At 39.6% G+C, this 16,901-nt stretch carries 19 protein-coding genes and 1 tRNA gene; 7 read left to right on the top strand and 13 right to left on the bottom strand.

Annotation, left to right across the window (positions count from 1 at the left end; translation table 11 throughout):
• Positions 1–110: 110 nt before the first annotated feature.
• Positions 111–893: a CPBP family intramembrane glutamic endopeptidase gene (locus HMAT_RS06470; protein ID WP_104381942.1), complete on the bottom strand. Its 783-nt coding sequence runs from the start codon at positions 891–893 to the stop codon at positions 111–113.
• 216 nt (positions 894–1,109) lie between these two features.
• On the opposite strand from HMAT_RS06470, the gene HMAT_RS06465 reads away from it, so the two are divergent.
• Together HMAT_RS06465 and HMAT_RS06460 are read left to right on the top strand one after the other, a co-directional pair.
• The gene (locus HMAT_RS06465) at positions 1,110–1,634 is read left to right on the top strand and encodes a TetR/AcrR family transcriptional regulator (protein WP_104381941.1); all 525 of its coding nucleotides are present in this window, start codon (positions 1,110–1,112) and stop codon (positions 1,632–1,634) included.
• Between the two features lie 6 nt (positions 1,635–1,640).
• Positions 1,641–2,051 carry a nuclear transport factor 2 family protein gene (locus HMAT_RS06460; protein ID WP_199768563.1) on the top strand — a complete coding sequence of 137 codons (411 nt, stop codon included), beginning with the start codon at positions 1,641–1,643 and terminating at the stop codon, positions 2,049–2,051.
• A 66-nt stretch (positions 2,052–2,117) separates the two neighbouring features.
• Here HMAT_RS06460 and HMAT_RS06455 read toward each other — a convergent pair whose 3' ends face one another.
• Both HMAT_RS06455 and HMAT_RS26980 read right to left on the bottom strand, forming a co-directional pair.
• Positions 2,118–2,447: a YegP family protein gene (locus tag HMAT_RS06455; protein WP_104381939.1), complete on the bottom strand. Its 330-nt coding sequence runs from the start codon at positions 2,445–2,447 to the stop codon at positions 2,118–2,120.
• Positions 2,448–2,729: 282 nt separating this feature from the next.
• A tRNA-Ser gene (locus HMAT_RS26980) sits at positions 2,730–2,817 on the bottom strand.
• A 144-nt stretch (positions 2,818–2,961) separates the two neighbouring features.
• Between HMAT_RS26980 and HMAT_RS06450 the strand changes: the two genes are divergently transcribed.
• Together HMAT_RS06450 and HMAT_RS06445 are read left to right on the top strand one after the other, a co-directional pair.
• A complete protein-coding gene (locus HMAT_RS06450; RefSeq protein ID WP_104381938.1) occupies positions 2,962–3,432 on the top strand; it encodes a 3-oxoacyl-ACP synthase in 471 nt (156 codons plus the stop codon).
• A 74-nt stretch (positions 3,433–3,506) separates the two neighbouring features.
• Entirely contained in the window at positions 3,507–4,019 is a 513-nt protein-coding gene (locus HMAT_RS06445) for a BON domain-containing protein (protein WP_104381937.1), read from the top strand.
• A gap of 87 nt (positions 4,020–4,106) precedes the next feature.
• Here HMAT_RS06445 and HMAT_RS06440 read toward each other — a convergent pair whose 3' ends face one another.
• The 6 genes from HMAT_RS06440 to HMAT_RS06415 form a co-directional block, all read right to left on the bottom strand.
• Positions 4,107–4,832, bottom strand: a complete 726-nt coding sequence (locus tag HMAT_RS06440) for a ThiF family adenylyltransferase (protein ID WP_104381936.1) — start codon at positions 4,830–4,832, stop codon at positions 4,107–4,109.
• Complete coding sequence (locus tag HMAT_RS06435) at positions 4,829–5,488, bottom strand: TatD family hydrolase (RefSeq protein WP_104381935.1); 660 nt, start codon at positions 5,486–5,488, stop codon at positions 4,829–4,831. Before HMAT_RS06435 ends, HMAT_RS06440 begins: the two co-directional genes overlap by 4 nt.
• A gap of 66 nt (positions 5,489–5,554) precedes the next feature.
• Positions 5,555–6,844: an anthranilate synthase component I family protein gene (locus HMAT_RS06430; RefSeq protein WP_104381934.1), complete on the bottom strand. Its 1,290-nt coding sequence runs from the start codon at positions 6,842–6,844 to the stop codon at positions 5,555–5,557.
• Positions 6,845–6,847: 3 nt separating this feature from the next.
• Positions 6,848–8,125 carry an adenylosuccinate synthase gene (locus tag HMAT_RS06425; protein ID WP_104381933.1) on the bottom strand — a complete coding sequence of 426 codons (1,278 nt, stop codon included), beginning with the start codon at positions 8,123–8,125 and terminating at the stop codon, positions 6,848–6,850.
• A 130-nt stretch (positions 8,126–8,255) separates the two neighbouring features.
• A complete protein-coding gene (locus tag HMAT_RS06420) occupies positions 8,256–8,747 on the bottom strand; it encodes a Fur family transcriptional regulator (protein WP_104381932.1) in 492 nt (163 codons plus the stop codon).
• 77 nt (positions 8,748–8,824) lie between these two features.
• Positions 8,825–11,044, bottom strand: coding sequence for a bifunctional (p)ppGpp synthetase/guanosine-3',5'-bis(diphosphate) 3'-pyrophosphohydrolase (locus HMAT_RS06415; protein ID WP_104381931.1), 2,220 nt, complete (start codon positions 11,042–11,044; stop codon positions 8,825–8,827).
• A 150-nt stretch (positions 11,045–11,194) separates the two neighbouring features.
• Here HMAT_RS06415 and HMAT_RS06410 point away from each other — a divergent pair, with 150 nt between their 5' ends.
• From HMAT_RS06410 to bshB1, 3 genes are all read left to right on the top strand, one after another.
• Positions 11,195–11,827, top strand: coding sequence for a DUF4294 domain-containing protein (locus HMAT_RS06410; protein WP_104381930.1), 633 nt, complete (start codon positions 11,195–11,197; stop codon positions 11,825–11,827).
• 85 nt (positions 11,828–11,912) lie between these two features.
• Positions 11,913–12,404, top strand: a complete 492-nt coding sequence (locus HMAT_RS06405; RefSeq protein WP_104381929.1) for a glutathione peroxidase — start codon at positions 11,913–11,915, stop codon at positions 12,402–12,404.
• 164 nt (positions 12,405–12,568) lie between these two features.
• Positions 12,569–13,300: a bacillithiol biosynthesis deacetylase BshB1 gene (bshB1, locus tag HMAT_RS06400; RefSeq protein ID WP_104383326.1), complete on the top strand. Its 732-nt coding sequence runs from the start codon at positions 12,569–12,571 to the stop codon at positions 13,298–13,300.
• Positions 13,301–13,390: 90 nt separating this feature from the next.
• On the opposite strand, the gene HMAT_RS06395 is transcribed toward bshB1, so the two are convergent.
• Genes HMAT_RS06395 through HMAT_RS06380 form a run of 4 tightly spaced genes read right to left on the bottom strand, consistent with a single transcriptional unit; the run spans position 13,391 to position 16,880 of the window.
• Positions 13,391–14,200, bottom strand: coding sequence for a phosphate ABC transporter ATP-binding protein (locus HMAT_RS06395; protein WP_104381928.1), 810 nt, complete (start codon positions 14,198–14,200; stop codon positions 13,391–13,393).
• Entirely contained in the window at positions 14,158–15,009 is an 852-nt protein-coding gene (locus HMAT_RS06390) for a PstA family ABC transporter permease (RefSeq protein ID WP_104381927.1), read from the bottom strand. The genes HMAT_RS06395 and HMAT_RS06390 overlap by 43 nt, the downstream gene beginning before the upstream one ends.
• Positions 15,002–15,898, bottom strand: coding sequence for a phosphate ABC transporter permease subunit PstC (pstC, locus tag HMAT_RS06385; protein ID WP_104381926.1), 897 nt, complete (start codon positions 15,896–15,898; stop codon positions 15,002–15,004). Before pstC ends, HMAT_RS06390 begins: the two co-directional genes overlap by 8 nt.
• Before the next feature lies 1 nt (position 15,899).
• On the bottom strand, positions 15,900–16,880 hold the full coding sequence (locus HMAT_RS06380; RefSeq protein WP_104381925.1) for a PstS family phosphate ABC transporter substrate-binding protein: 981 nt from the start codon (positions 16,878–16,880) through the stop codon (positions 15,900–15,902).
• Between the last annotated feature and the right edge of the window lie 21 nt (positions 16,881–16,901).

The following is a 16,901-nucleotide window of genomic DNA, read 5'->3' as shown; positions in this document are numbered from 1 at the left end:
ACGTTTTATATTTGAATCAAAAACATGCGATAACGTTAAATGCATGTTAAAGTATAGATTTTTCAATAAACTTAAGGCATTACCAATTAACCTGTACATACCTGAGCTTGTTAGATGTGCTTATTCTTTCGTGGTATAAAGAAGATATAAACAGCACATATACCTATTATCATTGCAACAGTATAGCCTATGAATGCAATAATTGCCGCTTGTTGCGCTGTTCCTCGAAGAACGGATTCTGTAAATAATCCGGTATTGTCTTTGAAACCAAAAAACCAATGTGTCAGATTCCATGCAAAATGAATTCCTGCGGACAGGGCAATATTTCCTGTTCTTAAAGTTGCAAAGCCAAATAAGATCGCTCCCAGTCCCGATCCGATGAATGCGTTTGCAGCAGAATAACCACTGAGGAGATGCTCAGCAATAAAAATAGCCGTAACGATTACCATAGCTATTAAAGGCCCATTATTTGCCTTTAATCTCCAAAGTATGTACGTTCTAAAGACAAGCTCTTCCCGGAAAGCGACAAAAAGAAACAAAGGAATATAGACGGCAAGAATAGAAGGGTTAAATGTTTGCGATCGAATAAAAGAAACGCCGCTAAAATTACTTACAATCAGTGTCATTATAAGAACCATAATTATACCAATACAAAATCCTGAAACAAAGTGCATCGGGGTCTTTTGATCAATGCCCAGTCCATTTTTTGAAAGTGAATCCTTATCATTCCGGACAAAGCCATAGACTAAGATGAAAGTGAGGATAGATGCTAGGATTATGGAAAATAGATCTGGCGAAGATGTTTGTTTGGTGATTGCTGATGCTCCGACAAAAAAGACGAGGGTGAGAAGATAAAAAACAATCACTTTGAGACAGGTAAATAATCTTTTCATTATCAAGACGCTCTTTTACATAAAGTTAATATATAATTTGTGAAATATAGCGAGCACAGCCATAATCTTAATGATCTAATTTTTAAAGGTAATCGTTCTATCTGCAAATTCTTCTACATCTTATTTTTCCGCACATTATTTAAAGAAAAATAAAATATAGACAGACTTGTCTGTTTTGGATGGTTTTTCTATATTTGTTTGATACAATTTTAGAAAATGGATAACCCAAGAGCAAGAATTTTGAATACAGCTTCCCTGCTGTTCCATCAGCAGGGATACAACAGTACCGGAATAAATCAGATTATCAGTGAGGCAAAAGTGGCGAAAGCTAGTTTTTACCAACATTTTAAGTCAAAGGATGAGCTCTGTGTTGCTTTTCTAAAGTCCAGGCATGAGTATTGGTTTTCGGCGTTGTCGGATTACACAAAGGATTGTGTAAGTACCGATGACTTTATAATGAGTGTATTCGATTTTATCATCTATATGAACGAAAGAGAAAATTATAGAGGGTGCAGTTTCCTAAATATTCTTTCAGAACTGTCACAAGATCAGGAAGCGATTCTTTCTGTTATTCAGTCCCACAAAAATGATCTGAAGGAATTTTTCGAGAATAGGTTGGGGAAAGGGCTATTCGCAACCCATATCTATTTGTTGTTTGAAAGTTCTATTGTAGACAGTCAGTTATTCAGATCAAATGAACGTGTACAGAAATCCAAAGAAATCGTTAATCACATCATTTAAAAAATTATGGAACAGAGACAACCTTTGCCACCATTCACACTTGAAACGGCAAAACAAAAAATCCAAATGGCTGAAGATGCATGGAATTCGCAGGACCCCGAGAAAGTGTCAATGGCTTATACAATCGATAGCGAATGGCGCAATCGCAATTTATTTATCAATGGTCGAGCAGAAATTGTAAGCTTTCTGACCACAAAATGGGAAAATGAATTAGATTATAAATTGAAAAAGGAATATTGGGCTCATACAGATAATAGAATCGCGGTTCGGTTTGAATATGAATATAGAAATCAGGAAGGTCGTTGGTTTCGCGCTTATGGGAATGAGAACTGGGAATTCGATAAAAACGGATTCATGAAAAAGCGCTATGCTAGTATCAATGATTTAGAAATAGAGGAAAGAGATCGACATGTATAAGACAAAAGCCCGACAATATGTTTATCGGGCTTTTGATATTTGCTGACGCAAACCAAATTTTACACCTTAATCCAGATCTTCGATGGTAGCATTTGGGGCATTTGCTTTTACGGATTCAATTCCGTTTTCCATTCCACTTGCGCTTTCGTACATTTCACTTGTTCCGATAACTTGACCATTGGTCGCTTTCAAATTGAAGTAATGCTTACCATTTGTCGAAGCCTTTCTGTCAAATTTATCGTTGTCCTGAGCATTTCTTTTTACCGATTCAACACCGTTTAAGCAATTTGCTTTGGTTTTATAGCCCTCACTGCTCAGAATTACCTGGCCATTGCCTGCTTTTAAATTAAACTGAAACTCACCATCTTTTCTTGTTTTCACTACAAATTTTCCCATTTTTTCTATTCTAAATTTTATGTGATAAATGTGATTTTTTATACTACTAAAGATAATGTATAAAATTATTTTTATTGTGAAACAATGATTAAATGATCTGCATCAAGTTATTATGATGTTGAAATAGTAGACAAATATCTACATCATCTAATCACAAAATGTGGAAGTAGTAACTTGAACTTTAAAAATATCTAAAATCAAAAAAGCCTGCGATTTTGAGTAAATTACAGGCTTTTTAATACTTTTTAAATGCTTTTGATAGGTTAAAAAAAACCTTTTAAGCGGAAAGGGAGGGATTCGAACCCTCGATACAGTCATCCCGTATACAGTCTTTCCAGGACTGCTCATTCGACCACTCTGACACCTTTCCGTGTTTCAGTGCACAAATGTAGTAATTTTTTGCTTTATTGCAATACCATACAGCTTTTTTTAAGAACGATTTTTCCTATGCGATTGATCATAAGCGCATTGTTTTTATATTTTTTTGAATAAAACATATTTCTTATTTTTCAGAATGACAAATAGCTATTTAGACATAAAAAAGAATATTTTAGAAGTCGCCCTACAGCGAACAAATGATCGGATCGCGATGATCGAATCGGCGCTAGAAACCGCTAGGGATTCGAGTAGTGACGACACGAAAAGTAGCGCCGGGGATAAGTACGAAACCTCAAGGGAAATGATCCAACAAGACATCAATCGATATCAAGGGCAGCTTCTTGAAGCGAATAAGGATTTACTACAGCTCACGAATATTATGTCAGTGGTGGGGGATAAAACCGATTTTGTCAAATTGGGAAGTCTTGTCGAAACAAATGTGGGACTTTATTTTATCGCCACAAGTATTGGTGCAATAAAAATCGGGGATAATAATGTTTTTGTCATTTCAGCGGCATCGCCTGTAGGTCAGTTGCTTCTTGGTAGGAAAATAGGAGAGAGTTTTCTGTTTAACAGATTAAATCAGACCATATTGGAGCTTTGCTAATTGCCGAAAAAGAAGAAAGCTAAACAATATGTCCTCATAATTGTTTTCACTATGAACGAAAATAAAACAATACGATGAAATTAAACAGATTACTTTTAATATTTTCATTCGGTGTTTTACCTTTTGTTCACTCTTGCCGGTCACCAGAATCCGATGATAAGCTAAAGTCAAAAATTGAAGAAGCTTTAATAGATAACCAGGGCATAGCAGTGGATGTAGAAGAAGGTAATGTTACATTGAACGGGCAGTTAGGATCAGACTCATTAAAGCAAGTTGTAGAAGAGAAAACAAAGGCTGTGGGAGGTGAGAATATTAAATCCATCCACAATAATATCATGGTCAATCTTCCTGAACCTGAAGATGCACGTGAAAAATATCATGAAATAGTTGAGGGGTCAGTCGATTCCACAATTACTAGAGATGTCAACCGGGTCCTCGAAGATTTTCCGACCATTACAGCACAGGTAAAGGAAGGAATTATTATTGCAACAGGCAATATTGAAAAAACAAGAATGGATTCCCTAAAGAAAAGATTGGAACATATTAAGCCTAAGGGTATTGATATGAAAGGAGTAACCAGTCGATAGTTTTCGTATTTCCATTGAAATATAAAAGCTACTCGTCAACAGACGAGTAGCTATTATTATTTATGCATATGTTTATTTACCCCTAATTTAAACATTTTCCATCAAATCCCGAATAGCGACTGAGGCAATTGCACCTCCAAATGCTGCGGGTAGATAAGACATTGTTCCATATGCTGACTTTTTGAAGTTACTCCCATCGGTATATAGTAAGGAGCTTTTATCCGGAAGCTCAGTCGAGAAGGCAACTTTAACACCGTCACGGATACCATGTTTACGCAACTTCTTACGAATATGTTGAGCCAGTTTACAATTATAAGACTTGCTAATATCAGCGATTTCAATTTTTGTCGGGTCAACTTTACCGCCTGCACCCATTGAACTTACAAATGGCATTTTTGCATCCAGTGCCAGTCTGATGAAGAATAACTTCGGTGTAATACTATCGATGGCTTCTACACAGTAGTCGGGCGCCATTTCCAATAAAGCCGGTATTTTTTCAGGGATAATAAAGTCCTGAATCACGGTCAATTCCAATTCCGGATTAATAGCTAAAAGACGCTGTCTCATGATTTCAGCTTTCGCTTCACCATGATTCGTTGCAAGAGCTGGCAGCTGTCTATTTCTGTTGGAAGGGTCTACAGTATCACCGTCTATTATGGTCATTTTACCAACCCCCGCACGGCAGATAAATTCAGCTGCAAAGGAACCAACACCGCCTAGGCCTAGAACCATCACGTGTGAATTTGCTAATTTTTCCAAAGCTGTCCTACCAACCAATGCCTCGGTGCGCGACAGCCAACTTAAATCTTTCATTTTTTTAATACAATCTTATAATTATGATATAATGTCTGCTTTAGCATCTCTAATGGAATAGATCGGACTTGGGCGACATATTTATATAGGGTAGCAACTTCCGTTGCTGTATAGGTATCTGTTTCCAAAAATAAATGTGTAAGGGGGATATTTCTTATGACTTCGTCCTGGCTGCCATCCAAACAATGGACACCGATCGAAAGGTAATACCCTTTATCCATAAGCTGTTTGGCCAACGTCAAATTCTTGCGATAGCCATGGAAGATAACCGGTAAATGAAATTTAGCTTTTGCCAAAGATGCCAAAACTTCCTGAAAAGCACGAACACAATGAATAATCAACGGCTTCTGAAAAACAATAGCCAATAGAATCTGCTGGTCAAAAACCTGTTGCTGTTTCTCGAAAGCAACAGCACTATTTTTGTCCAGACCACATTCGCCTAATGCGACAACATTCGTTCTTTGTATCATTGTTCGCATCAACTCTAATGCTTTTTCCGTATTGCAGTCGATGTACCATGGATGCAAACCGATAGAGCAGTCTCCCTCAATGATAGTCTCACTATGGTTCAATGCTATATTTATAACAGATCGGTTGAAACCGTCCCGTATAATATCAAGCCGATGTGTATGTATGTCGATATAGGGAACCTGCATTGTCAAAGGACAAAGGTCGAAAAAATAGTTGAAGCAAAAAATATTCTCTACAAATTTAGTCTAGTTTTATTGCTCCAATTTGCTGTTGAGTGCCTGCAAGATCGCGGAGGCCTTTAAAAGACATTCCTGATATTCTTGCTCCGCCAATGCTTGGTTGGTAAGGGCTCCGCCGGTATGAAAGGATAGGTATTTTTCGCGTTGATTGTACAGGAGGGAACGGATGACGACATTAAAATCAAATTCATCACGAATAGTATCAAAATAGCCTACCGAACCTGCGTAAATCCCTCTTTTGGAGCCTTCAATCTGATCACAAATACGCATGGCAGCAATTTTGGGAGCACCTGTCATGGAGCCAGCAGGAAATGTATGTCTAAAGACGTCCATATTGGAAACGTTGGGATCCTGTATGCAGCTGATTGTGGATATCATCTGATGTACTTGTTTAAAAGACTGGATTTCAAATAGACGTGTTGCTTCAACTGTCCCGGGAAGCGCACTCCGTGTTAAATCATTACGAACAAGATCTACGATCATTACATTTTCAGCGATCTCCTTCTGCGACTGAAGCATACGATTGATAATATTTCGGTCTTCGCGCTCAGTGATGCCCCTTTTAGCTGTGCCTTTGATGGGTTGAGAGATTAATCGGCCTTTTCTCTTGGTCAAAAAACGCTCTGGAGATGCACTCATAATGAAATGAGATCCAACTTTAAAAAAATTGCTGAACGGGGTAGGTGAAACAGCATTCAATTTTAGATAGACCTCGATCGGGGAAATATCTGCATTTTCTGCGAAGAACTCCTGACAGAGATTTACCTCGTAGATATCACCACGTTGGATATGTTGCTGCACTTTATCAAAGGCATCAAAGTATTCTTCTTTTGTCCACCGTGAGCGTACGTGCAGATCTAGTGCAGCATTAGTCTGCGGAGCTGTCGTCTCGCAGATGGATTTATACACAGCAACTGGATCGTCGGCTTGAATGTGTACCTGCATATCCGTTGTGCTTACCGTAATCGCTGGGACAAAAAAATAGGCAGATGGAAAGCCAAGCTTATCCGTTGCGCGGGTCTGTAATTCTTCAATCTCATTCTTGAGATCATAGGATAGAAATCCCGGAATAAAGCCACATGGATGTTGCAATAGGAATTGCTGTAATTGATCCAGTACATCTTCATCCGCGCAAAAAGAATGTAAGGCCTTCACCGCCAGTACGCTCTCAAATCTTCCCCATTGGTCTGGCGACCCATTGCTATTAAAGAAAGAAATTTCATCAAATTGCCCCGACCAGTGCAGCGCTTTCTGATGAAATTTATCTTTAGAATCGAGAAGATCAAAACTTTCGATCCGCATATTTTACTTTGATAAAGCCAATGTTTGTTTACGATCCGGACCTACTGATAAAATCGTGATAGGAACTTCGAGAGCTTTCTCTAAATAAGAAATATAGTTACTTAATGCCTCAGGAATCTCAGCCTCAGATGTGATGCCTGTCAAATCTTGTTTCCATCCTTGGATTTCTTCCAAGATTGGCTCTGCCTGATGTGTGATAATCTCGTACGGCATATAATCAATCACTTCACCATTATAGTTATAATGTGTACATGCGTAGATCTTGTCGAAAGTATCCAATACATCAGCTTTCATCATGATAAGGTCTGTTACACCATTGAGCATAATAGCATATTTCAATGCCGGAATATCAATCCATCCTGTACGGCGTGCACGTCCTGTTGTAGCGCCGAATTCATGACCCAATTGACGTAGCTTTTCTCCTGTCTCATCATGAAGTTCAGTAGGGAAGGGGCCTCCACCCACACGTGTTGCATAGGCTTTAAAAATACCGTATACCTTACCGATTTTGTTCGGTGCGATACCAAGACCTGTACAGGCTCCAGCAGTTGTCGTGTTGGACGAAGTCACAAAAGGGTAAGAACCGAAATCCACATCCAACAGAGTACCTTGGGCACCCTCAGCCAATACACGTTTGCCTTCTTTCAGATATTGATTGACCAAATGCTCTGAATCAACATGCGGAATGGTTTTAATGAATTCAATGGCAGCTAGGAATGCTTGCTCTTTTTCACTGAAATCAGGAATTTCACCGTAGTGAGAAAGAATGTTCAAGTGCTTTTCTTTCAACTTCTGGTAACGCTCCTGAAAGTCGGGAAGTGTCGTATCACCTACACGTAAGCCATTTCTACCAGTTTTGTCCATATAGGTCGGACCGATACCCTTCAATGTAGATCCGATCTTGCCGGCGCCCATTTTCGATTCTGAAGCGGCGTCCAATAATTGGTGTGTCGGCAAAATAAGGTGTGCTTTGCGTGCTAATACCAAATTGCCTTTACCCACCGGATCAAAACCAGCTGTCTTAAGGTTGTCTAATTCTCTTTTTAGGATAATCGGATCGATAACGACACCATTACCAATAAGATTTAGTGTACCTTCATTGAAGATACCAGATGGAATTGTGTTGAGCACGAATTTTTTGTTATCAAATTCCAACGTGTGTCCGGCGTTAGGGCCGCCTTGGAAACGAGCGATTAAATCGTATTTTGGACAAAATACGTCTACGATTTTACCTTTACCCTCGTCACCCCATTGTAAGCCCAAAAGCACATCAACTTGCATAGCTTTTAAAGTATAGTAATTAAAATGTTATTAATAAAAATAGACTCATTAAAAAAATAAAAATGTTCAGGAATTTTTCTCCTGAACATTCCTGAACAAATGTACTATTATATTTAACAAAAATATAAGATTAATTTGAAATAGCTTCTTGAGCTACGGTTTCTTCTTTTTTATTTTTTTCCTGACAATCTTGACATACACCGTATAAATTTAAAGAATGGTGCTTGATGTCAAACTTCAATAAATCCCCCATAAGGCTTTGAATCTGGTTGATACGTGGGTCGCAAAATTCAACAACCTTATTGCATTCAATACAAATCACATGGTCGTGCTGCTTGAAGCCATAGGATTTTTCAAATTGAGCCATATTACGGCCAAACTGGTGTTTGGTAACCAAGTCACAAGAAACCAAAAGTTCGAGGGTATTATAAACTGTAGCACGGCTGACACGGTATTTTTTGTTCTTCATATGAATATACAAAGACTCAACATCAAAGTGATCAGTACGTGAATAAATCTCTTCCAAGATAGCATAACGCTCTGGAGTTTTTCTTAGATTTTTATTTTCTAAGTATGCTTCAAAGATTTTTTTTACAGTTGCAAAATTTTCAGCTTGATTCATAGTAAAAATATTCTTGTACAAATTTACCAATTTAGATTGACATTTGATAGTATTTCTAAATTGTGATATTCATTTGATTAATTTTCAGACTCATAACGATTTACTCCTGTTATTCCCCGTACTTGTTTAAGGTTTTTCATCAAACTTTCCAATTGCTGCGTATCGTTGACGTACACCATAATATTCCCATCAAAAATACCATCGTTACTCGATATGGCTAGGGAACGTATGTTGACCGCAAACTCTTGGGAAATAACCGTAGTAAGCTTATTGACCAAACCGACATCATCGATACCCACGATATGCAGGCCGGTCAGGAATGCGGAGTCTTTCGTCGACGCCCAGCGTGCCTTCAGAATACGGTATCCGTAATTTGCCATTAATTTGGATGCATTGGGACAGCTGGTGCGATGAATTTTGATGCCATCATTGACCGTCAGAAAGCCGAAGATGTCGTCGCCAGGAATAGGGTTGCAACAAGGCGCTAGGGTATAGTCAACTTTTTGCATATCATCACCGATAAGGATGGTATCAAATTCCTTTTTATTGATTTTCTCAACTAAACCTCCAATATGACTGTTGAACTGATTGCCGGAAGAAGACCCTGCATTGATTTCAACAGCTTTTTCATGGGCCACATACTCTCGCAATTGCTTGATATCAACAATGCCCTTGGCTACGTTATAAAAGAGATCCTGAGAACTTGGATATTTCAGATAATTAGCAATTTTATTGATATTATCCGTATTGTATGTCACTTTCAAAGACTTCAGTTTACGCTCCAGGATCTCCTTTCCATCCTCTGCGACCCTTCGTTTTTCTTCTTTGAGGGAAGATCTAATTTTTGATTTCGCTTTTGCGGTAACAACAAAATTGAGCCAGTCTTCTTTTGGCGACTGTTTGCTGGAAGTGATGATCTCCACTTGATCACCATTTTGTAGAACGTGGCTCAGTGGAACCAATTTGTGGTTTACTTTGGCCCCAATACAGCTTGCACCGATATCGGAGTGGATCTCAAAGGCAAAATCCAATGCCGTTGCATTGTTGGGTAATTGAATTAAGGTGCCTTTGGGTGTGAAGATAAAAATTTCATCAGAGAACAGGTTCATCTTGAAATCATCCACAAAATCCATGGCATTCTGATCGGGGCTGCTGAGTACATCACGTACCTTTTTGATCCATTGATCCAAGCCTGAATCGGAATTGGATTCTTTGTACTTCCAGTGTGCTGCAAAACCTTTTTCCGCAATTTCATTCATCCGCTTGGTCCGAATCTGTACTTCCACCCATTGCCCCTTAGGGCCCATTACCGTTGTATGCAAGGATTCGTAGCCATTTCCTTTGGGCGAAGAGATCCAATCGCGCAGGCGGTCCGGGTTGGGGCGATATAAATCAGTTACGATAGAATATACTTTCCAACATTCGGTTTTTTCCTTCTCATCCACCGCATCAATAACGATACGAATGGCAAAGAGATCATATACTTCTTCAAATGGAATTGACTTTTTGCGCATCTTGTTCCAGATCGAATGAATGGATTTGGGCCTTCCAAATACGGCAGCTTTAATTCCTTGTTCTTCTAAAATCTCTTTAATAGGACCGATAAAATCACCAATGAATTTCTCCCGCTCTGCTTTCTTTTCATTCAGTTTTCGCGCAATAAATTTATAGGTGTCCGGATCAGTAAATTTCATGGACAAGTCTTCCAATTCGGATTTGATTGCATATAAACCTAAACGATGCGCCAAGGGAGCGTAAAGATAACTGGTCTCTGAAGCAATCTTCAGCTGTTTATCTCTTGCCATAAATTCCATCGTCCGCATATTGTGCAGTCTATCCGCCAATTTGATAAGGATAACACGTACATCGTCAGCAAGCGTTAGCAACATTTTACGAAAGTTCTCGGCCTGCATTGAACTATTGGGATCAAATATCCCGGAAATTTTTGTCAATCCGTCGATAATACGACGAACTTTTTTTCCAAACATTTCCTCAATTTCGTCCAAGGTTACATTGGTGTCTTCAACAACATCATGGAGCAAAGCGCATACAATGGAGGTCGTCCCTAAACCGATTTCCTCGGCGGCAATTTGCGCTACCGCAATCGGATGATAAATATAGGGTTCTCCTGATTTGCGGCGCATCTCCTTGTGGCTATCCAGGGCCAAATCAAAAGCTTTACGAATCTCTTGCTTGTCCCCACGCTGCAAAGTAGGCTTACAGGCACGCAATAATGCACGGTAACGTTTTCTTATCTCTTTGTTTTCTGCTTCAATATCAATCACATAATCTTTCATAAACGTTGCAGGTAAATGATGTTTTTTTGAGTATTTTTGTTTAATTTAGTTAATGTATTTTGAATACAATTATCAAGCTAACTTATTTTGTAATAAATCTACCAAAATATAATAGCATTGACAAATTAAAAGAGTTATATAGTCGTTCAGATGAAGACAACAGTATGTGTTTTGTTTTTTCTTCTTGGGACTTTGCCAGGCGTGGCACAGGCTCAGTCTCTGGTTCTTCCTTTATATGGAGAGGGGGCCCAGGAGACAGTGACGGATTATATGAAAACAACACTGCCCTCAGGTGAGATATTGCCTTGGTTTCCCATTCCTGAAGTGGTTATTGTCAGGAAAAGAGTCTGGTCAAGCGAGGAAGCCCGACGGGAATATTTACGTTTTCGGAGAAACGTATTGAAAGTGCTTCCCTATGCCATATATGCGCAAAAAAGATATGACCAACTGGACCGGGACTTGGCTATGACATCGGATAAAAAAGAACATGAAGCTCTGGTGGAAAGATGTGAAAACGATGTGAAACAAATGTTTAATAGGGAAATTAAAAATATGACCATTTCCCAGGGTAAAATCCTAATAAAGCTGATCGATCGCTATACCGGACATACAAGCTATGAAATGGTGAAGGAAATGAAAGGTGGGATCTCAGCATTTTTTTATCAGGGAGTTGCCAAAATTTTTGGGCATAATTTGAAATCATCATACGATCCAAAAGAAGACTTTGAAATCGAAAATATCATCCGTGAATTTGAACGGTCGCGACCCAAACCGGTGATGTAAGAACCCATATATACTCGGATATATAAGTCACGAAGGTACTTTAGTTAAGATCGGGATCGTTATGTAATACCTAAATTAAGACAATATGAAAACGATATATGACTTTGATGCTTTGCAATTCAATGGAACCATGAAATCTCTTGGAGATTTTGAAGGAAAGGTTTTGTTGGTCGTCAATACAGCGAGTCAGTGTGTGTTCACAAGGCAGTTTAAATCGCTCGAAAAACTCTACCAGAAATATAGAGAAAGAGGATTTGAGGTCTTGGCATTTCCGTCCAATAACTTTCGGAATCAAGAGCCCTTGACAGGCAGTACATTGGAGACATTCTGTAGAATAAATCAACAGGTCAGTTTTCCGGTTTTTAAACGTAGTCACGTCATTGGTACCTATACAACTGCCTTGTATAGTTTTCTGTCAAATAAGGCAGAAAATGGGCATATAAACAGCAAGCCCTCCTGGAACTTTCATAAATACCTGATCAACAGGAGAGGGGAAGTTGTGGATTTCTATTATCCTACGACTTCGCCATTGTCAGGTAAAATTTGTCGTAATATCGAACGACTTTTGGAGGAGTAACCTACAAACTTCCTACCTTTGGCATCGGTTTCATAACAGTAAAAATCTGGATATGGTTGCTATCTTCAACGTAAGCCAGCACTATGAAGTGGTGAACTGCATCACGCCGATTTTTGTCGATTTTGCTGATATTGGAAGCCATAAACAAAAAAGAAGAAAAAAATATGGTAAAACTAGATTTACTTGTCATTGCCGTACATCCCGATGACGCAGAATTGGGGGCAGGCGGAGTAATGGCAAAATATATTGCCGAGGGGAAAAAAGTAGGAATTGTAGACTTAACTCAGGGTGAACTGGGTACACGTGGTACCGCGGAGACCAGAGCACAAGAGGCAAAAGATGCAGCAGCTATTCTCGGACTGTCAGTGCGTGAAAATCTCGGTTTGAGAGACGGTTTTTTTGAAAATGCCATTGAGGAAAAAATGGTCATTATAAATGCTATAAGGAAATACAAGCCTGAAATTGTTATCACCAATGCGGTTAATGACCGTCACCCGGATCATGGAAGAGCAGGACAGCTTGTGAATGAAGCCTGTTTCCTTTCGGGGTTAAGAAAAGTGGAAACCAGAGATCAAAACAATCAAATCCAAGAAGCCTTTCGTCCACGTCTAGTGTTGCAGTTTGTGCAGGATTATTACATCAAACCCGATGTAGTCATCGATATTACGGACTACTATGCCATGAAGGAAAAATCAATCTTGGCCTATAAAACGCAATTCTATACAGGTGAAAATATTAATCCCGATGAGCCGCAAACCTATATCTCCAATCCGGATTTTATGGAATCTACTGCTGCCAGAGCAAGGGAATTCGGTCGTTATATCCAGGCAAAATATGCTGAAGGATTTACATCTAAAAAAATATTAGGCGTTGATGATCTATTCGATCTAAGATAGCGGAGTTGCAATAAAAGATAGAGATGTAAAAAGCCGAGGATTTTATGATACATAGAATCTTCGGCTTTTCTATAAACGGCAGGCAATCTATCAGGAGATAAAACCTTTTACGTATTGTTTTGTGATTTCATGCTGTGGATTTAACAGCACTTGTTCAGTGGGGCCAAATTCAAGGATTTCACCACCATAAACAAAAATAATATAATCAGACACTCTTCGGGCTTGTCGTAAAATGTGTGTCACCAGAACAATGGTATAATCCTGCTTTAGTTCGATGAGTAATTCTTCAATCTTTGCTGTGGATAATGGGTCCAATGCAGAAGTTGATTCATCGCCAAGTATAATTTCGGGTTCTACAGCAAGTCCCCTCGCTAAGCAGAGCCGTTGTTGCTGTCCAATCGAAAGCCCGCTTGCGGAATGCCCCAACCGGTCCTTGACCTCATCCCATAAGGCCACATTTCGCAATTGTGTCTCGACAATCTTATCCAGTTCTTTTTTATTTTTAGTGCCATGTATGCGCGGGCCATAAGCTACATTGTCGTAGATGGACATCGGTAATGGATAAGGTTTTTGGGATAAAAGCCCCATTTTTTTACGGATATGCGTTACTTCGGCATTCTTATCATAAATATCCTCGCCGTTTACAAGCACAGATCCCGTTATTTCAACACCTTTTGTGTCGTCGACCAGGCGATTCAGTGTTTTCAGCAGTGTGGTCTTACCACAGCCTGAAGGTCCGATAATGGAGGTTACGCTATTGTTTGGTAAGGCAAGATTAATATTCTTTAAAATATGTCTCCCATCGATATATACATTGAGATCCTTGATCTGAATGTGAGGATCAGTCAAAGGACTGTTTAACGACGATTCTTTTGTTTCGATTGAAGGATATGCGTGCATACTACGATAATTAAAATGATGATAGTTAAAACCAAGGCCGAAGCATATGCCCGCCCCTGTACCTCAGGAATTGGACTGCTTAACTGAAAAAATATAGCCAAGGGAAGTGTTGCTGCCGGTTCGTCAATATATTTAGGCAAATTGTCACTGAACCCTGTTGTCAATAATACGCCCGCGACATCACCTATTGCCCTTCCGAACGCTAATAGGATAGCTGTCAATAATCCGGCACGAATACTCCGCAACATGACTTTCGCAAGCTCCCAGCGTGTGGTACCCAAGGAAAGGGTGACATTTTTCAGGTCTTCAGGAATCGTTTTGATCAGCTCGTCTACCGTACGCACCACAATAGGGATCGTCAATAGCGTGACTGTCATGATGCCGCCCAATAGTGATGCTCTAATGCCAAAATAGACCATGATACCAAAGCCGACTGCTCCATACACAATGGATGGAACACCATAAAGCACATCAAATAATAACTTCGAGAACTGCGTTACTTTGGATTTTGTTCCCAAATAGATATTAAGATAAAGGGAGATTGGGATCCCAATAAAAGCGGATAGGGCGGTCGCCACACCTGCCAGATATAGCGAACCCAGTATGGCGTTTAAGATTCCACCTTCTTTGCCGATGTAAAATCCGCCTTTGGGCAACTGACTGACCATTTCCCAATTGAGATAAGGAAGACCCTTGTAGAGTATAGTTCCCACAATAAAAAATAGGGAAGCTGTTACCGTAATCCCGGATAAATGCATAAAGCCTTTCGCGATCTTTTCGCTTATTAATCTTCTTTTGGTGTTATCCATCTAAACCTCCTTCAAGTCGTCTCAATATCAGACGTGATATTAAATTGAAAATAAATATGATGACAAATAGCAATAGTGCTGAAAACATCAAAGCAGACTCATAAAGGGGAATGGACATCATCTCACCAAAATTGTTGGCGATTAAAGCGGGGATGGGGTAACCGGCATCAAATATCGATGTGGGTACCTTGGGGACATTCCCGCAAACCATTAATACTGCAATCGTTTCTCCAAATGCCCGGGAGGTCGATAAGACTATGGCGGCGATGATACCAGGTTTTGCCTTTTTGAGAATAACATGTTTTATGGTATCCCATTTTGTTGCTCCCAAAGACAAAGAGGCGGCTTTTAATTCATAGGGAATCGTTTGAAGCACCTCCACCATAATGGAAATCATGATCGGAAAAATCATGACCGCCAATACGATGCCACCGGCTAATACTGAATAACCAGATGTCACCACACCAAAAATCGGAGCAATATAAAGCTGGATCAAAGGGACGATAAATAATACACCCCAAACACCATATAACACCGGCGGTATGGCTGCCAAAATATTGACAAGCGGAAGCATCATGTTTTTTAGCGCATCCGAAGCGTATTCGGTCAGATAAACTGCCGTCAATACACACAGTGGTATTGCGATGGCAAGCGATATCAATGTGACAGCGAGTGTACCGGCGATAAAAGGCAGAAATCCGAATGAGCCCTTCATAGGTGCCCATACTTTATCTGTCAATAGCTGAAATACGTTGCTGTATTCAAATAGTGGGATGGATTTTACAGTTAAACCGACCGCAATAATAACGACAACTGATAGCGAAATCAGTAGTAACAAAAATGTGGACCGTTTTACTAAGGTATCTTTAACTAGACGTGTATTTAGCATGCTATAACTTATTTAGTTCGTCATTGATCAGTGTTTCACTCAATGGTACATAGCCATTTTCAAGTAATTGTGACTGCGCCTGTTTCTGCAGCACAAAAGAGATAAATTCCTTCAAGAGCAGGGACTCTGTTTTATTGCGTGTGACAAATGTCAGATCACGGGAGGGGGGCGCGGGATATTTGCCTGCTGCAACAGCTCCGGTCAAGTCTGACAGCGATCCATAGAATTGCTCGTCGGCTTCAATCTGTCCATTTCTATTTAAATCCAATGGCAGTACATCGATATGGTCAAAGACTTTGTTTGTCTTTAAGTTATATACATAATTAATGTTGTTGAAGCCAATGCCAAACTTATCATCTTTAATAGCTTGCGCAATACCGGGATCTCCAAAGATTCCAACACCTTGCAGGTCTTCCTGTTTACGCCCAAAGAATTTGGCCCAGGTCTCTGCTGCTCCGGCGGCATCCGAACGCACATAAACATTAATCGGATCTGCTGTAAATTGCGGATCAATTTGATTCCATGTCCTAAATTTTCGACTGACAAAAATATCAGCAAGTTCCTCCTGTGTTAAGCCCCGTTGCAGTAATGCTTTATAATTCGGATTGCCAGGATTCAATGTGCATATTACAGCATCTTTGGCAACAATAATAGGGACTGCGCCTTTTTTGACTTCTTGTGGATGCAGATCCCGTGATACTAAACCAATGTCTACCATACCTGTTAATACATCGGCAATCCCCTTTCCTGCACCGCCTGCAGAGATATTAAAACGGACATGAGGGTGAATTTTTTTGAAGTCTTCACTCCAGATTACGGCCAAAGGGTAGAGGGCAAAAGCTCCAGATAGTGAAATATTGCCTTCAAATCCTCGCTCTTTACTATATCCATTCTTTACTTTTGGTGCGCATGACGTGATCTTAAATATGGTTATAAAGCTAAAAATCAGAACTATAAAATATCTCTTTGTCGTTACACCCATTAGTCTACAGGTTTAGTATAT

Source organism: Sphingobacterium sp. HMA12 (assembly GCF_002933815.1).
In the GTDB taxonomy this organism is placed as follows: Bacteria; Bacteroidota; Bacteroidia; order Sphingobacteriales; family Sphingobacteriaceae; genus Sphingobacterium.
This window is presented reverse-complemented; position numbering and strand designations above follow the sequence as displayed.

What these genes read in the sequence shown, in the direction of transcription:
- HMAT_RS06410 (WP_104381930.1), top strand. Translation starts at nt 11,195, where the DNA reads ATGAAGACAACAGTATGTGTTTTGTTTTTTCTTCTTGGGACTTTGCCA.
- HMAT_RS06470 (WP_104381942.1), bottom strand. Translation starts at nt 893, where the DNA reads ATGAAAAGATTATTTACCTGTCTCAAAGTGATTGTTTTTTATCTTCTC.
- HMAT_RS06405 (WP_104381929.1), top strand. Translation starts at nt 11,913, where the DNA reads ATGAAAACGATATATGACTTTGATGCTTTGCAATTCAATGGAACCATG.
- HMAT_RS06380 (WP_104381925.1), bottom strand. Translation starts at nt 16,880, where the DNA reads ATGGGTGTAACGACAAAGAGATATTTTATAGTTCTGATTTTTAGCTTT.
- HMAT_RS06415 (WP_104381931.1), bottom strand. Translation starts at nt 11,044, where the DNA reads ATGAAAGATTATGTGATTGATATTGAAGCAGAAAACAAAGAGATAAGA.
- bshB1 (WP_104383326.1), top strand. Translation starts at nt 12,569, where the DNA reads ATGGTAAAACTAGATTTACTTGTCATTGCCGTACATCCCGATGACGCA.
- pstC (WP_104381926.1), bottom strand. Translation starts at nt 15,898, where the DNA reads ATGCTAAATACACGTCTAGTTAAAGATACCTTAGTAAAACGGTCCACA.
- HMAT_RS06435 (WP_104381935.1), bottom strand. Translation starts at nt 5,488, where the DNA reads ATGCAGGTTCCCTATATCGACATACATACACATCGGCTTGATATTATA.
- HMAT_RS06420 (WP_104381932.1), bottom strand. Translation starts at nt 8,747, where the DNA reads ATGAATCAAGCTGAAAATTTTGCAACTGTAAAAAAAATCTTTGAAGCA.
- HMAT_RS06395 (WP_104381928.1), bottom strand. Translation starts at nt 14,200, where the DNA reads ATGCACGCATATCCTTCAATCGAAACAAAAGAATCGTCGTTAAACAGT.
- HMAT_RS06430 (WP_104381934.1), bottom strand. Translation starts at nt 6,844, where the DNA reads ATGCGGATCGAAAGTTTTGATCTTCTCGATTCTAAAGATAAATTTCAT.
- HMAT_RS06390 (WP_104381927.1), bottom strand. Translation starts at nt 15,009, where the DNA reads ATGGATAACACCAAAAGAAGATTAATAAGCGAAAAGATCGCGAAAGGC.
- HMAT_RS06460 (WP_199768563.1), top strand. Translation starts at nt 1,641, where the DNA reads ATGGAACAGAGACAACCTTTGCCACCATTCACACTTGAAACGGCAAAA.
- HMAT_RS06465 (WP_104381941.1), top strand. Translation starts at nt 1,110, where the DNA reads ATGGATAACCCAAGAGCAAGAATTTTGAATACAGCTTCCCTGCTGTTC.
- HMAT_RS06445 (WP_104381937.1), top strand. Translation starts at nt 3,507, where the DNA reads ATGAAATTAAACAGATTACTTTTAATATTTTCATTCGGTGTTTTACCT.
- HMAT_RS06425 (WP_104381933.1), bottom strand. Translation starts at nt 8,125, where the DNA reads ATGCAAGTTGATGTGCTTTTGGGCTTACAATGGGGTGACGAGGGTAAA.
- HMAT_RS06450 (WP_104381938.1), top strand. Translation starts at nt 2,962, where the DNA reads ATGACAAATAGCTATTTAGACATAAAAAAGAATATTTTAGAAGTCGCC.
- HMAT_RS06455 (WP_104381939.1), bottom strand. Translation starts at nt 2,447, where the DNA reads ATGGGAAAATTTGTAGTGAAAACAAGAAAAGATGGTGAGTTTCAGTTT.
- HMAT_RS06440 (WP_104381936.1), bottom strand. Translation starts at nt 4,832, where the DNA reads ATGAAAGATTTAAGTTGGCTGTCGCGCACCGAGGCATTGGTTGGTAGG.